We start from the raw sequence: 14,323 nt of genomic DNA on the forward strand, positions 1-14,323 counted from the left end.
TAGTTTGACATATAATATTTTAGATGATAGAATAGATGAAAATAAAGTTAATAGTGTTATTACAATGTTTGATAGAGGTGCAGTTTTCAATAGTAGGTTTTCCGAAGAGTTTGAGCTCTAATGACGAAGGCTGAAAGGGTCAATTGCCGAAGAGTGTATCTGCTCAAAAAGGTACAGTCTGGTTATATGGTTAATAGCTGTATAACTGTCATCAATTGATTTGATGGAGCGCTATCAGTTCATAAAGCTTAGTTGTATATTTGCACTAAAATCTTAGATGAACTGCTGGTACTCATACCAGCTTTTTTAGTGTTCTTAAGGCCAATACAGGTGATACGTCATACTATCAAACCAAAATCCAATTTTTAATTTTTATAATATATATCAGGAGGTTATTCTTATGAAAAAGGTAAATTTAGCAGTAGTTGGAGCTACCGGAATGGTTGGCAGAACATTCGTTAAGGTTCTGGAAGAAAGAAACTTGCCCATAGAAAACATATATTTCTTTTCCTCAAGCCGCTCCGCCGGTTCAACTATAGTTTTCAATAACAAGGAATACACCGTAGAGGAGCTTACTGAAACATCCTTTGACAGAGGAATAGATATTGCACTATTCTCTGCTGGGGCGAGCACCAGTGAGAAATTTGCACCTATAGCAGCTTCAAAAGGTTGTGTGGCTGTAGACAATAGCAGCTGTTGGAGAATGGACGAAAAAGTTCCCCTTGTAGTACCGGAGGTTAATCCTCAGGATATTTCCTGGAACCAAGGCATAATAGCCAATCCAAACTGCTCCACCATACAGGCAGTTGTTGCATTAAAGCCTTTACATGATAAGTACAAAATAAAAAGAATAGTTTATTCCACATACCAGGCTGTATCCGGAGCCGGACTTAGCGGATATAATGACCTTGAAAACGGTCTTAAGGGAGAAGCTCCAAAGAAGTTCCCTCATCCGATTGCCGGTAACTGCTTGCCTCATATTGACGTTTTTCTTCCCAATGGCTATACAAAGGAAGAAATGAAAATGGTACATGAGACAAGAAAAATATTAGGAGACAATAGTTTAAAAATAACTGCCACCACCGTAAGAGTACCTGTATTTAACGGTCACAGTGAATCAATAAATGTTGAGTTTGAAAAACAATATGATCTTGATGAATTGAAAGAAGTTTTGAGAAATGCACCTGGAATCATTGTGCAAGATGACGTTGCCAACAATGTTTACCCAATGGCTATTGATGCTACCGGAAAAGACGAAACCTTTGTTGGAAGAATTCGTCGTGATGAAAGTGTTGAAAGCGGTGTAAACCTCTGGGTTGTTGCAGATAATATTAGAAAAGGCGCTGCCACAAATGCTGTTCAAATCGCACAGGAACTAATTAAAATGTGGAACAAATAATTATTGATTTACCCTATTATATATTAGCCATGTAAAATCGCTAGAATAATAAAGTGAAAGGATGTCGATTATGAGAAAACCAATATTTACCGGTGCTGGTGTAGCAATAATAACACCATTTACAGAAGATGGCGTTGACTTTAACAAGTTGGGAGAACTCATTGACTTCCAAATAAAAGAAGGTATCGACTCGATTATAATTTGCGGAACCACCGGAGAAGCATCCACAATGCCTGATGAAGAGCATAAGGCCGTTATAAAATATGCTGTAGAAAGAGTAAATAAAAGAGTTCCGGTTATAGCGGGAACAGGAAGCAATGATACCCACCATGCAATCAGTTTGAGCAAATATGCCGAAGAAGTTGGTGCAGATGCAATACTAAGTGTAACCCCTTACTATAACAAGGCAACCCAAAAGGGTCTTTACGAGCACTTTAAACTGATTGCACAAAGTATCAAAATTCCTGTGGTTTTATATAATGTACCAAGTAGAACCAGCTTGAACATGGACCCAAAGACTGTAAAGCAGTTGTCCGAGATAGAAAACATAGTTGCTATCAAGGAATGCAACATAAACCAGGTCGGTGAAATTGTAAACATCTGCCCTCCTGATTTCACTGTGTATTCCGGAAATGACGATATGGTGGTCCCCTTTCTTGCCTTAGGAGGTAAGGGAGTAATATCTGTAATGGCAAATATTATTCCAAAGGAAACTCACAATCTTGTGGCCACATTCCTCGACGGAAACATTGAAGAAAGCAGAAAAATCCAGCTAAAGCTTTTAGATCTCATCAAAGCATTGTTCATCGAAGTAAGTCCTATCCCGGTTAAAGAAGCAATGAATCTTATGGGTATGGAAGTTGGAAAGTGCCGTTTGCCTCTTACAGATATGAGTGAGAAAAACTTGGATGTATTAAAGCAAACCCTTAAGGATTATGGCTTGATTTAAAATTACGCCGTTCTAATACGGCGTTTCACATTATTTTTATACGTACTAATGTAAAAAAGGAAGTGCTATTCAAATGATAAACATATTATTAAGCGGATGTAACGGAAAGATGGGTCAAGTGATCAGCAAGCTTGCGTCAGAAAAGGAAAACTTAAGAATTGCTGCTGGGTTTGATATAAATACATCAATACAGAATCCTTACCCTGTTTATACTGACTTAAATAAATGCGATATAAAAATTGATGTAATTATCGATTTTTCTCATCCTTCTGTTTTACAAGGTCTGCTTGAATTTGCAGTTGCAAAGAAAATACCGGCAGTTATAGCAACAACCGGTCTTAGCAGCTCCCAGATAAAAATGCTCCACGAAGCATCAAAGAATATACCTATATTTTTCTCAGCCAATATGTCAATAGGGGTAAATCTCCTGCTTGACCTGGTTAGAAAAGCTGCAAAAGTACTTGAAGGCAATTTCGACATAGAAATTATCGAGAAACACCACAATCAAAAAATTGATGCTCCCAGCGGAACCGCATTGGCTATAGCCGATGCAATAAACTCCGTTTTGACTGAGCAGCAGGAATATATTTATGACAGACACTCCAGAAGAAAAAAGAGGAATAAAAAAGAGATAGGTATACATGCTGTAAGAGGCGGTACCATCGTTGGTGACCACTCTGTAATCTTTGCCGGCAATGATGAAATAATTGAGATAAATCACATTGCTACATCAAAACACATATTTGCCGAAGGCTCCTTAAACGCCGCAGCGTTTTTACATGATAAAAAGCCGGGCATGTATAGCATGGATGAGCTTATTGAAAGTAAATAGAATTCTGCCAGGAGGTGTTTGCATGTCGCAAAAGTTGGATGCAAATATTGATATGTCTTATGGTACGGCACTTATAATGATTCGCAATATCCCAGATGACATGAAACTTATTTCCGGTATTTTTACTTCCATAGCAGACGAAAGCATTAATATCCAGATGATAAGTAAAACTTCTCCACACAAAGGACATGTAAACATATCTTTCTGTCTTCCGTCGGAAGATCTTTCAAGAGCGCTTATTGCAATAAACAGGTATAGAAAGAGTGCTAAAGATCTTCTGATTGAAGTAGATGCCTACAACACAAAAGTATCGGTATCCTGTGGGAAAATGAAAGACATCCCGGGCTTCGCCGCAAAGCTTTTCAAGATTTTTGCAGACGAAGGAATCGATATCAAGCTGGCTACCGCTTCGGAATCAGAAATATCCTGTCTGGTTCATGATTACCACTCTGACAGGATTGCATCACTGGTAATATAACGTAGCACAAGCCACAGCAATAAAGATTATAGCTTTGGGTTTTAAGCGGGGAGCAACTTCTCCGCTTGAAATCCTGAAAACACTCGTTAAAGAATTGAGCTTACTTAATACTCTATTCCTTTTCTTGCACCAATCCCTTCCTCAAAGGGGTGCTTTTCACACATATTGCAAGATACATAATCAGCCAATTCGAGGATTCTATCCGGAGCATTCCTTCCAGTCAAAATTATTTCAACACCGGAAGGCTTGTTTCTTAAAACATCAGCTACATCGTCGATATCAATCAATCCATTACCCATGACTGCCATTATTTCATCCAAGATCAATATATCGCATTCATTGTTTTGAAGTACCGTCTTAACAAAGTCAAATGCAGCTTTAACTTCATTTTTCAGCTCTGCAATCTCATTCTCGTCCATGTTAAATATAAAACCGTGCTTTTTTTCAAAACGAAACACTTTAAAACCGGGCTCCAACTTCTCAAGAACTTTTAACTCCCCCGTATCCTGACTTTTTAAGAACTGCACCATATATACGGTATAACCTCTTCCGAGAGCCCTTATGCCCTGTCCAATAGCTGCTGTTGTCTTGCCTTTTCCATCACCGGTATAAACCTGAATCAAACCCTTCTCCACTTATCTCACCAACTCTCTTCCCTTTTTAATACTTTGTATATTCTAACAATAGTGTTCTATTATTTCAACTATAAATTCAAAAATCCAAAAATTTTATTAAAAATTTATTTAAAAAAGTATTGACATACAGAACTAATGCTAGTATAATTTATTATGCTGAATCGAGAAAACATGCGGTCGTGGTGGAATTGGCAGACACGTACGTTTGAGGGGCGTATGCGCGAGCATGTGGGTTCAAGTCCCACCGTCCGCACCATAGTGAAAAAGAGGAAAAATGTTCCTCTTTTTTTATTTTAGCCTCTTGGAGTGAAATGAAAGAGGCAAAAGCGAAGGGGCTCGATGCCCTGAGCTTTTATTTTATAAGGTTTAATCTTCATTCTCCAATTAATATACTTCAGTATTATCTGTAATAAGCTCAGTATGAATATTTGTAAGCCTTTCTATTAACCCAAAAAAATCTACTTTATTCAAAATGCTTTTCTCTAACAAGCACCCGTTTACATCCAACTGAATAGAATGTAGTATATTGAGATTCGCGGAGGTGAATAAAATGTCAGGTATCTTCAAAAAGAATTTTTTCAATGATAACAGCGAAATTTTGTTTTTCATTATTCTTTTCCTCTTACTGTTCTTCAACGGAAAAGATTATGACAAATGCGGCTGCTAATAATTAGACATAATATTTGGCAGTCCCTAAGGTTGGTAGGTTTTCTAAATGCCCTCTAACAGCACAACATAACATTCGGAAACATATATGCTATATAAATGCGCTTATTCTATTTATTAAATTGTATCCACAAACGCATTTATAAAGGTATCTATGTTTCCGATTTATATTAATGAGAAATTATCCGGTCATACTGCTTTCTTATGCTTAACTATAATCGACCTGGGAAGGCATTGGAATCTGTATCTTTTTTCCTTCAATACATGTTTTTAAGGAAAGCATTTTAGTCCCCACGCTTTCAAATTCAATTACAATTAAATCTTTAGCTTCATCAAGCCTAGTCACCAAGCCTTGCCCGAATTTCACATGCTCTAATACAGCCCCTTCGCAAATTTCATTGGGTATATCCTCATGTTCAGCCTGTTTTTGAGCAAGATTAAAACGATGAACAAATCTTGATGCTGCGACCGGCTTATTATTTGCTTTTGAAAAAGTTATAAGTTCAAGATACTTCCTGGCTCTGGTCACACCCACATAGAAAAGACGCACTTCTTCCTCCATCAATGCATAGCTTTCTTCCTTGCAATCGCTTATGCTTTTTGATGACGGGAATTGCCCGTCCACCAGATCAATCATATATACCCTGTCAAATTCCAGGCCTTTGCTTGAGTGTATGGTAGTCAAAACAACTGCATTTTTATTTCTGTATTTGCTGGAGTTTTCAACCGCCGACTTTAGTATCGAAAGCCTTTGGAAAAATTCATCGAAAGAATTAACCCTTGAAGCTATTGACTTGAGACTGTCAATAATATAATTAAGGCTTTCAACCGAATAACCCATTTCCTTTGATGCCCTGCGAATATACTTTTCATATTCACATTCCTTCTCAATAAATTCTATGGCCTTCAAAGGCTTAAAATAATCAATAGTTCCAATCCGGTCATCCAATAACTTAACAGCTTCTAAAGTACTTTTAGGTAATTGGGGACAATTAAGCAAAGTTTCAAGGGCACCCTTACCCTTCCCCATGTTCTGCACGACATATTCAAACATTTCACGGCTTAAGAACGCATTGGTTTTGTAGTAAATTTGCCCGAAAGCCTCAACATCGCAAGGATCTAATGCAAGCCGTATAAATGCAAGAATGTCATTAACCACCCAATGCTTGAAAAAGTGAATATTCGAATCTCTAATATAAAAAGGTAAATTGTTGTATTCCAGATAATCCACCAGTGGAATGGCAGAAATATTATTTCTGTAAAGAACAGCACAGTCCGACAAATTGCTCTGACTCATCAAAACCGAGGTCAGATACTCATATTGCTCATTACGACTGTTTACATGCTTAAATACAATAGCTTCGCCTTCTTCATTTTCAGTATACATCTCCTTTTGATACCGCCCTTTGTTCTGCTTTATAAAAGTATTAGCCGGAATCACAATTTTCTTTGTGGAGCGATAGTTTTTTTCCATCAATAAAATTTTAGCACCGGGATAGGTTTTCCTAAAATCAAGAAGGGCCTTAGGAAAGGCCGCCCTAAACCCATAGATGCTCTGGTCCTCATCCCCAACCATGAAAATATTGTTTCTTGGATGGGCAATAAGCTTTATAATTTCATGCTGAACCAAGGATGTATCTTGAGACTCATCAACATTAATATAATGATATTTTTCTCTCAGCATATTGATAATTTCAGCATTTCTCCTAAGGAGCAGATAAGTGCCGGTAAGCATATCGTCATAATCTATGCCTCCTTCATACTTTTTACGCTTTTCATAGGCATTATAAATATCAATGAAATTCTTAATTCCAACATCCAATTGCCTTATATTCTCTTCATTGTAAAGCATATTCTTAACAAAGCTGATAGAGTTGGACAAATCCTCAAGCCTGTCATCGCTGATATACTCGTTGTTGATATCCAGATAAATCTGCTTTAATATCTGATTTTTATTAATTGGGCTTTCATTTCCTTCAATAATTTGTGGCATAGGCTTATTTTTGCTTTCAGTATACAAACGTACAACCGAATAGCAAAAACTATGAATTGTTGAGAACACCATATTACAGGCCAATTCTTTGCCGAAAATATCACAAAACCGTGTCTTCATATCTTGGGCTGATGCTTTGCTAAATGTCAGTGTAAGTATTTTTCTCGGATCTATTTTATGGTTTAAAACCATATTGGCACACCGGGACACAATTACAGTAGTTTTTCCCCCTCCCGGCACCGAAAGCAACAAAGAGGGGCCTTGAATCCGCACAACAGCCTCTTTTTGCTGAGGATTCAAATATATATTGTATTTGTCAGCCAAAAGCCTAAAAAAGCTTTCCTGGTCCATAAATTCTCCCATCTCTTTCTCCCAATTTCAATTACTTATTTTAACATGTATAAGAAAATAAATAAAGAAGGTAGAAATTATGCTATACTGGAATAGAAAAGATCCAAGAAAAAAATATATTTTTGACTACATATAAAATACAGATTATATAAAGGAGATGGGCTCATGAAGCTTATTGATCTTACACATAAAATTGAAGATTACCTTCCGGCATATCCCGGGGATAAAGAAACGCGGCTTATTAATTCAAAAAAGCCTAAAGAAGACGGTTACACCAATCACAGGCTTCAAATAGATATGCACTCCGGTACCCATATTGACTCTCCTATGCATCTTACCGATTCAAAGGAGTATATTTGTGACTACCCATTGGAATCCTTTATCGGTGAAGGCTGTATAATTGACGTAAGAAATGAACCGATAATCAAATTAAAAAAAGAATACAAAGACATAATAACAGAGGGCTGTATCTTGCTGCTCTATACCGGGCTGCACCATAAATTCGGTACAAAGGAATATTTCAATGAGCATCCTGTTGTAGATATGGAATTTGCAGAATTTATGACCGAAAGAAAAATCAAAATCCTCGGCATGGATACCCCTTCTCCCGATAAACCACCTTTTTCGGTTCACAGACTGCTTCTAAAAAGCAAAATTTTCATCCTCGAGAATCTCACAAACATGGAAGCTCTTCTTGATGCTCAAAAGTTTGAAGTTATAGCCCTTCCTCTTAATATAAAGGCGGACAGTTCAATCCTAAGGGTTGTGGCAAGAGTAATGTAAATTTGTAAAAAAGCCCCTTCTTCCCTGTCACCATTTTCATTATCGGGAAAAAGAGGCTTTTTCTCTTTTATTATCGGTTCTTTTTATTCTTTTTATTTTTCTTATCAAAGTCTTTCTTTCTCTCTGTTAAATTCTTTTTGAGCTGCTTATAACTTTCTTTATCCTCGCTATTCTCACTAAAGTTCACTATTCCCCTAGTAATGCTAATAAGGCCATAATACTCTTCTTTCAAATGAGGAAATGGCTCACAGATAAAACAACGATTCTTGATCCATCTGCAACTTGTCTTCCAAACGAGGAATTATCATTTCAGGAATAACAAAGTTAACTATTTTATGCTCTTTTCCTGTACTATTGACTATCGTATCAGTAACTTCAAGTTCATATACTATGCAAGGGGATTCTCCAACTGAAAAAATAACTCCCCTTATATCTTTCAATTTACCTTTTACAATCAAGCTACCGTCCCCAAAATAATCTTCATCAGTTATTTCACCTTCTGATAAATGTACAATAGTATCACTCTTACCATATTCTTTTTCATATTCCTCAAGACTTAATAGTGTGTCTTTTCCCTTCTCGTTGTCATTTCTTAAAGGTGATCCAAAAGCTATACAACTTATTGAAATAATCACAATAATTATAATTGTAAACCCAATTGTCAAATTCCTTTTCATGTTTCCATTTCTCCTAAAATTTATTTTCATTAATCTTTTCCATTAACGCCATCTATCCTAAGAATTGATAAAAAAATATAATTGCACATAATATCTACCGTCTCTAGTCTTTGATGAAGCAGGGCAGCTAAAAAAGTCAGTAATTAGCAAATTATAACAACTACTGATATCATATATATATTTACATATTCTTTGTTAAGTTATTTTTTCTTTACATGCTAAATTCAACCAATTTTAGAATGAAAATGTGCCAATAAGATTTTACAATCACCCGGGTAGCTAATAGTCACTTTCCCCAACCTTGAAAGTATCGGTCCTAAAAAAATAATTGAAGACCTCATTTCCACCGCGAGATCTTCCGGAATTTCGGTGCTGTTGATTGTTGAAGAATCAATTGTGACAACATCTTCTTCAACCTTAACTTTGCAACCTAATTTCCTTAAAATCTCAAACATAATTTCCACATCTCGAAGCCTTGGACAATTCTTTATGACACTTATACCATCGTTAAGAACTGTGGCCGCAAGTATCGGTAAAACAGCATTTTTTGAGCCTTCAACAACTATTTCACCCTTTAGTTTCTGGCCACCTGTCACAATCAACTTACTCATAATACACCTCCGTAACATTCGGTGGTTAACCCCAAACCGTCTTTTTCTCATTGTATAAATATAAATATAACTATACATATATAATTATTTTATGCTGGGTTTACAAAAATGTTACTTTAGTGATTATATGAGGCATAAAAAAAGGACTCCTTTCGAGTCCTGATGATTAATGGGCTGCTTCGCTCTTCATTATGTCTTTTATTATTGCAAAAATCTTTTCCGTTGCATTTGTAATACCCATCTTCTTGGCATTTTGGGCCATTTTAGAGAGCATATCTTTGTCTTTAAGAAGGGTTGTGATCTGCTCGTATAATATTTCCTGCCTCAGATTCTTCTCCAGAATCACTACCGAGGCTCCCTGCTGTTCCAGGGCCCTGGCATTGTGCTCCTGATGATTGGCCGTAACATAGGGAGATGGTATCAATATTGAAGGAACACCCAAGGCTGTCAGCTCGCTTATTGTTATTGCACCTGCCCTGCATACCGCAAGGTCTGCCGCTGCCATGGTATTTGCCATATCAAATATGTATGGCAGAATACTAATATTCTGCGATTTTACATCCCCGATTTTCTTCATTATACCCTCATATTGTGCCTCACCAGTTGCGTATATCAAATGAAATCCCAAATCATTTTTATGTCTTTTGATAAGCTCTGCCACTGTGCTGTTTATATTTTCAGCACCTCTGCTTCCTCCAAATATTACAACTAGGGGCACATCCTTCGATATTCCAAGCTTTTTGCGAGCAGTCTCCCTGTCCACCTCTAGCATTTCACTTCTTATGGGATTTCCGGTAAACACTACTTTCGATTTGTCTTTAAAATACTTTTCCGCGTCCTTAAAGCTTATTGCCACCCTGTCAACAAACTTTGACAGTATCTTGTTTGTCACTCCCGGAAAAGCATTCTGCTCGTGAATAAGAGTTGGTATTCTCAATCTTGAAGCATTGAACAATACCGGTCCGCAAACATACCCTCCAGTTCCTATCACCAAATCCGGCTTATAATCCTTTATTATCTTTCTTGCCTCCGAAAGCCCCTGAAACAGTTCCTTCACTGCAACAAGAGTATCTAAGGAAAGCTTTCTTCTAAAACCCCTCACCTTTATCATCTTTATCTCAAAATTCTCTCTCGGTACAAGCTTGGTCTCAAGTCCTCTCTCGGTCCCAACAAACAGAATTTCGGCATCAGGCTTCATTCTCTTAATGTACCTGGCAATCGCAAGCCCGGGATTAATATGTCCCGCTGTACCTCCCCCACTTATAATCACCTTCAAAATCAACCCACCTCAAATTCTTTCATAATTTGCATACTTTGAAATATTAAGAAGTATACCTACCCCAGACATAAGGAAAATAAGGGAAGTTCCTCCGTAGCTAAAAAATGGAAGCGGCATTCCGGTTACCGGCATGGAAGATGTAACAACCGCAACATTTATGATTGCCTGAACAGCAATCAGTGAGGTTATACCTATAGCCACCAGACTTCCGAAAGCGTCCGGTGCATTCATAGAAACCTTGACCCCGCGCCATATAAAAATGAGAAACAGTAACAGCACAAGAGCAACCCCAATAAAGCCCAATTCTTCTGCCAGTACCGCCAAAATAAAGTCATTATACGGCTCCGGGATATAAAGGAATTTTTGAAGACTGTTTCCCAATCCTCTTCCAAACAATCCGCCGGAACCAATGGCGTAAAGGGATTGAATAACCTGCCAGCCCGCTCCCGTCGGGTCATTCCACGGATTTAAAAAGGAGGTAACCCTCTTCATCCTGTATTTAGAAGTAAAAATCAAATAACCTACAGCAGCCAAAGCGGGTGCTCCCATTAATACAAAGTGTTTAATCTTCGCCCCTGCACAAAAGAGAATTATGCATGATACCAGACCTATAATAATTGTTGCACTCATGTGAGGCTGCAAAAGCAGCAACAATGCATGAATACCTATCAGTATCAGGTACGGAACAAGACCCTTGAAAAAGTATTTAAGGGTATCCTGCCTTTTGGAAAGACTGTAAGACAGGAAAAGTATCATGGCAAGCTTTGCAAATTCTGACGGCTGAAAGTCAACAAACCCTAAATCAAACCACCTTGTTGCATAGTTACGAGTAGCACCGATTCCATCAATCCACACAACCGAAAGCATTCCAAGACTTACAAGCATGATAATAGGTGACAATTTACCAAGCTTTCTATAGTCGATATTCATTGTAACAAACATTGCAAAAAGCCCCAAAGGAACATATAACAGCTGTTTCTTCAAAAAATGATACGAGTCACCCCTCATATAGTTATATGCATGGGGAGCGCTGGAGCTAAATACCATTATAGAGCCAATAGTAAGCATTATCAAAACAGTTAGAAATATCAAAAAATCAAACGGCTTTTTAGTTGTAGATTTCATTATTTTCCCCCTCTAAAGCTTCAGCCTTAAAAGTAGTTAATACTTTATTATCGGATTTCACTTTAAGAGACTGCTTAAATTAATAAAACCTCAGTCTCAATGCAAAGAATCCAATGATGCAAAGAAGCATCGTTATTCCCCAAAATACCCAAACCACCTTTACTTCTCTCCACCCGGAAAGTTCGAAATGGTGATGAATAGGCGCCATCTTGAAAACTCTTTTTCCTGTTAATTTAAACGAAAGCACCTGTATCATAACCGATAACGCCTCAACAACATAGATACCGCCAACAATAAATAATATAAGAGGCATTTTCAACAAAATTGCAATGGCACCAACTGCCCCGCCTAACGCCAGTGAACCTGTATCTCCCATAAACACTTTGGCAGGGTATGTGTTAAATGCCAAAAATCCTAGACATCCTCCAGCAACTATAGATGAAAATATTTTTATGTACTCCCATTCACCTCTTGTCATTGCCACTATGGTGAAAAATACAGTTATTATTAGGGTCACCCCTGCTGCCAGCCCATCTAGCCCATCGGTAATGTTCACTGCATTTGTTGAAGCGATTAAAACAAGCACAACAAAGGGCACAAACAACCATCCTAGCGACACAGTTTTCTCCATTCCCAAAAAAGGAATTATGATATCGGAAATCTGAGTCTTAGACACATAAATAGCAAAAGTGACAGCAATCAAAAGAAGACCCAACATTTTTTGATTCCAGTAAAGTCCGTCTTTTCTTTTCTTTACTACTTTAATAAAGTCATCTATAAAACCAATAAGCCCAAAACCAAGAGTTACAAAAATAAGAGGAAGTATCCTCTTGTCATGTCCTGCATAAAAAGCTGCAAGAACAACAACAGGTATGAGGAAGATCATTCCACCCATAGTTGGCGTACCTGTCTTTTTATAGTGGGATTTCGGTCCATCGTCCCTTACTGTCTGACCGAATTTTAATCGCGTCAGCATTGGAATAAGTATAGGACCTAATACCAATGAAAAAGCAAAACTCAGTATAAATACAAAAACATGTGTTGAAATATTAAACGGTAATTCCAATTCCAATCTCCCCCATAAATACCAAATAACCGACTTACTACGGATTATTGATGTAATTTTATATCACTCCAACTTTACACCTTTAAGCTCAGCAAGTCAATATATTAACTATTTCCTCCATTCTCATACCCCTTGATCCCTTCACCAGAAGGACATCTCCGCTCTTTAAATACTCTTTCAAAAACCTAGCTGCATCTGCATTATCCTTAAAATCAAAAACCCTTTCCTCTCCTGCACCTGCTTCAATCGCGCCATGGGCAATATTTTTTCTATACTCCCCCACAGCCACAATATAATCTATTCCCTTTGATACAGCATATCTTCCTACTTCCTCGTGGGCACTATGGGATATTTCTCCTAGCTCAAGCATATCGCCCAATACAGCAAAGGTCCTGCCTTCGCAAGATATGTCCTTTAAAACATTAATCGCAGCCTCCATTGACTGGGGACTTGCATTATAGGCATCGTTAATAATCTTCAAACCTTTATGGTTTAAAATATTAAGCCTCATTTTTCCCGGCGAAAACTCCTCGATGCCCTCAATTATTTTCTCCGGCGATATACCAAGCTCAATCCCCGCTGCAATACCCGCAAGGGCATTGTAAACATTATGAATTCCCGGTACAGGAATTCTCACTTTGTATTCTTTTCCTTGTAGCTCAATATCAAAGGTAGATCCCCGCTCTCCCAAAGACTCGAGATTGTACGCCCGATAATCGAGTTCTTCTTCCATCCCATAAAATACCGTTCTAAACTTCAAAAGGTTATTTAATCCATACAATAATTTGTCATCACCATTTAGTATTGCCAAACCTTTCTCATTTAAGCCCTCAAAAATCTCCATTTTTGCTTTTAATATATTATTTTTTGAGCCCAGCTTTTCTATATGGGATACTCCTATATTGGTTATTATTGCAATATCGGGCTTTACTATTGATGTAAGACGGCTTATTTCACCAAAACCGCTCATGCCCATTTCCACAACGGCAGCCTCATGGGATCTGTCAAGGTTGAAAACTGTAAGAGGTACACCGATTTCATTGTTAAAATTGCCTTGGGTTTTTAGCACATTGAAACCTTTTGACAACACTGCCGATACCATTTCCTTAGTGCTTGTTTTGCCCACGCTTCCGGTGATTCCCACAAAAGGGATCTTATATTTCTGTCTGTAATACGTCGCAAGATCCCTTAATGCCTTAAGTGTATCCGAAACCTTTATCAAAACCTTGTCATTGGCGCTCTCCATTTCTCTTTGGGTCAAGCTGCCTAAAGCTCCTTGTTCAAGGGAATGGGCAATATAATTATGTCCGTCAAACCTTTCTCCTACAAGGGGAACAAATAAGTCCCCTTCTTTTATATTCCTTGAGTCGGTAGAAATATTATTAAAATCAGTATTGATCTCCCCGGATATTAAGGTCCCCCCAACTGCTCTTATTATTTCTTCACACTTTAAAGTCTCCATTTATATTCCCTCCAGGC

General features: G+C 37.7%; 14 protein-coding genes, 1 tRNA gene and 1 riboswitch. Of the genes, 6 read left to right on the forward strand and 9 right to left on the reverse strand.

Features of this window, described 5'->3' with window-relative positions; all coding sequences use genetic code 11:
* The first annotated feature begins 64 nt into the window (after nt 1-64).
* Nucleotides 65-242: riboswitch (Lysine riboswitch) on the forward strand.
* Between the two features lie 158 nt (nt 243-400).
* The 4 genes from EFD62_RS05580 to EFD62_RS05595 all read left to right on the forward strand — a co-directional run bounded on the left by EFD62_RS05580 (nt 401) and on the right by EFD62_RS05595 (nt 3,658).
* A complete protein-coding gene (locus EFD62_RS05580) occupies nt 401-1,399 on the forward strand; it encodes an aspartate-semialdehyde dehydrogenase (protein ID WP_069193523.1) in 999 nt (332 codons plus the stop codon).
* 70 nt (nt 1,400-1,469) lie between these two features.
* On the forward strand, nt 1,470-2,348 hold the full coding sequence (gene dapA / locus EFD62_RS05585; RefSeq protein ID WP_069193522.1) for a 4-hydroxy-tetrahydrodipicolinate synthase: 879 nt from the start codon (nt 1,470-1,472) through the stop codon (nt 2,346-2,348).
* Nucleotides 2,349-2,421: 73 nt separating this feature from the next.
* Nucleotides 2,422-3,180 (forward strand): 4-hydroxy-tetrahydrodipicolinate reductase, encoded by a 759-nt coding sequence (gene dapB, locus EFD62_RS05590; protein ID WP_069193521.1) that lies wholly within the window; start codon nt 2,422-2,424, stop codon nt 3,178-3,180.
* Nucleotides 3,181-3,202: 22 nt separating this feature from the next.
* On the forward strand, nt 3,203-3,658 hold the full coding sequence (locus EFD62_RS05595; RefSeq protein WP_069193520.1) for an ACT domain-containing protein: 456 nt from the start codon (nt 3,203-3,205) through the stop codon (nt 3,656-3,658).
* 104 nt (nt 3,659-3,762) lie between these two features.
* Here the strand turns inward: EFD62_RS05595 and EFD62_RS05600 are convergent, their stop codons facing one another.
* Nucleotides 3,763-4,293 (reverse strand): cob(I)yrinic acid a,c-diamide adenosyltransferase, encoded by a 531-nt coding sequence (locus EFD62_RS05600; protein ID WP_069193519.1) that lies wholly within the window; start codon nt 4,291-4,293, stop codon nt 3,763-3,765.
* Nucleotides 4,294-4,466: 173 nt separating this feature from the next.
* Between EFD62_RS05600 and EFD62_RS05605 the strand changes: the two genes are divergently transcribed.
* Nucleotides 4,467-4,549 (forward strand) — tRNA-Leu (locus tag EFD62_RS05605).
* Nucleotides 4,550-5,167: 618 nt separating this feature from the next.
* On the opposite strand, the gene EFD62_RS05610 is transcribed toward EFD62_RS05605, so the two are convergent.
* Nucleotides 5,168-7,315: an ATP-dependent helicase gene (locus tag EFD62_RS05610; RefSeq protein ID WP_235832571.1), complete on the reverse strand. Its 2,148-nt coding sequence runs from the start codon at nt 7,313-7,315 to the stop codon at nt 5,168-5,170.
* A gap of 153 nt (nt 7,316-7,468) precedes the next feature.
* Here EFD62_RS05610 and EFD62_RS05615 point away from each other — a divergent pair, with 153 nt between their 5' ends.
* Complete coding sequence (locus tag EFD62_RS05615) at nt 7,469-8,086, forward strand: cyclase family protein (protein ID WP_069193517.1); 618 nt, start codon at nt 7,469-7,471, stop codon at nt 8,084-8,086.
* 70 nt (nt 8,087-8,156) lie between these two features.
* Here EFD62_RS05615 and EFD62_RS18015 read toward each other — a convergent pair whose 3' ends face one another.
* The 7 genes from EFD62_RS18015 to EFD62_RS05645 form a co-directional block, all read right to left on the reverse strand.
* Nucleotides 8,157-8,318, reverse strand: coding sequence for a hypothetical protein (locus EFD62_RS18015; RefSeq protein ID WP_235832572.1), 162 nt, complete (start codon nt 8,316-8,318; stop codon nt 8,157-8,159).
* A 13-nt stretch (nt 8,319-8,331) separates the two neighbouring features.
* Nucleotides 8,332-8,763 carry a hypothetical protein gene (locus EFD62_RS05620; RefSeq protein ID WP_235832573.1) on the reverse strand — a complete coding sequence of 144 codons (432 nt, stop codon included), beginning with the start codon at nt 8,761-8,763 and terminating at the stop codon, nt 8,332-8,334.
* A gap of 224 nt (nt 8,764-8,987) precedes the next feature.
* Nucleotides 8,988-9,374 carry a UDP-N-acetylglucosamine 1-carboxyvinyltransferase gene (locus EFD62_RS05625; RefSeq protein ID WP_069193515.1) on the reverse strand — a complete coding sequence of 129 codons (387 nt, stop codon included), beginning with the start codon at nt 9,372-9,374 and terminating at the stop codon, nt 8,988-8,990.
* 166 nt (nt 9,375-9,540) lie between these two features.
* Nucleotides 9,541-10,650 carry an undecaprenyldiphospho-muramoylpentapeptide beta-N-acetylglucosaminyltransferase gene (gene murG, locus EFD62_RS05630; protein WP_069193514.1) on the reverse strand — a complete coding sequence of 370 codons (1,110 nt, stop codon included), beginning with the start codon at nt 10,648-10,650 and terminating at the stop codon, nt 9,541-9,543.
* A 12-nt stretch (nt 10,651-10,662) separates the two neighbouring features.
* A complete protein-coding gene (gene ftsW, locus EFD62_RS05635; protein ID WP_069193513.1) occupies nt 10,663-11,778 on the reverse strand; it encodes a putative lipid II flippase FtsW in 1,116 nt (371 codons plus the stop codon).
* 79 nt (nt 11,779-11,857) lie between these two features.
* Nucleotides 11,858-12,844 (reverse strand): phospho-N-acetylmuramoyl-pentapeptide-transferase, encoded by a 987-nt coding sequence (mraY, locus tag EFD62_RS05640; protein ID WP_069193512.1) that lies wholly within the window; start codon nt 12,842-12,844, stop codon nt 11,858-11,860.
* 88 nt (nt 12,845-12,932) lie between these two features.
* Nucleotides 12,933-14,306 carry a UDP-N-acetylmuramoyl-tripeptide--D-alanyl-D-alanine ligase gene (locus EFD62_RS05645; RefSeq protein WP_069193511.1) on the reverse strand — a complete coding sequence of 458 codons (1,374 nt, stop codon included), beginning with the start codon at nt 14,304-14,306 and terminating at the stop codon, nt 12,933-12,935.
* Nucleotides 14,307-14,323: the final 17 nt, after the last annotated feature.

The organism is Acetivibrio mesophilus (genome assembly GCF_004102745.1).
In the GTDB taxonomy this organism is placed as follows: domain Bacteria; phylum Bacillota; class Clostridia; order Acetivibrionales; family Acetivibrionaceae; genus Hungateiclostridium; species Hungateiclostridium mesophilum.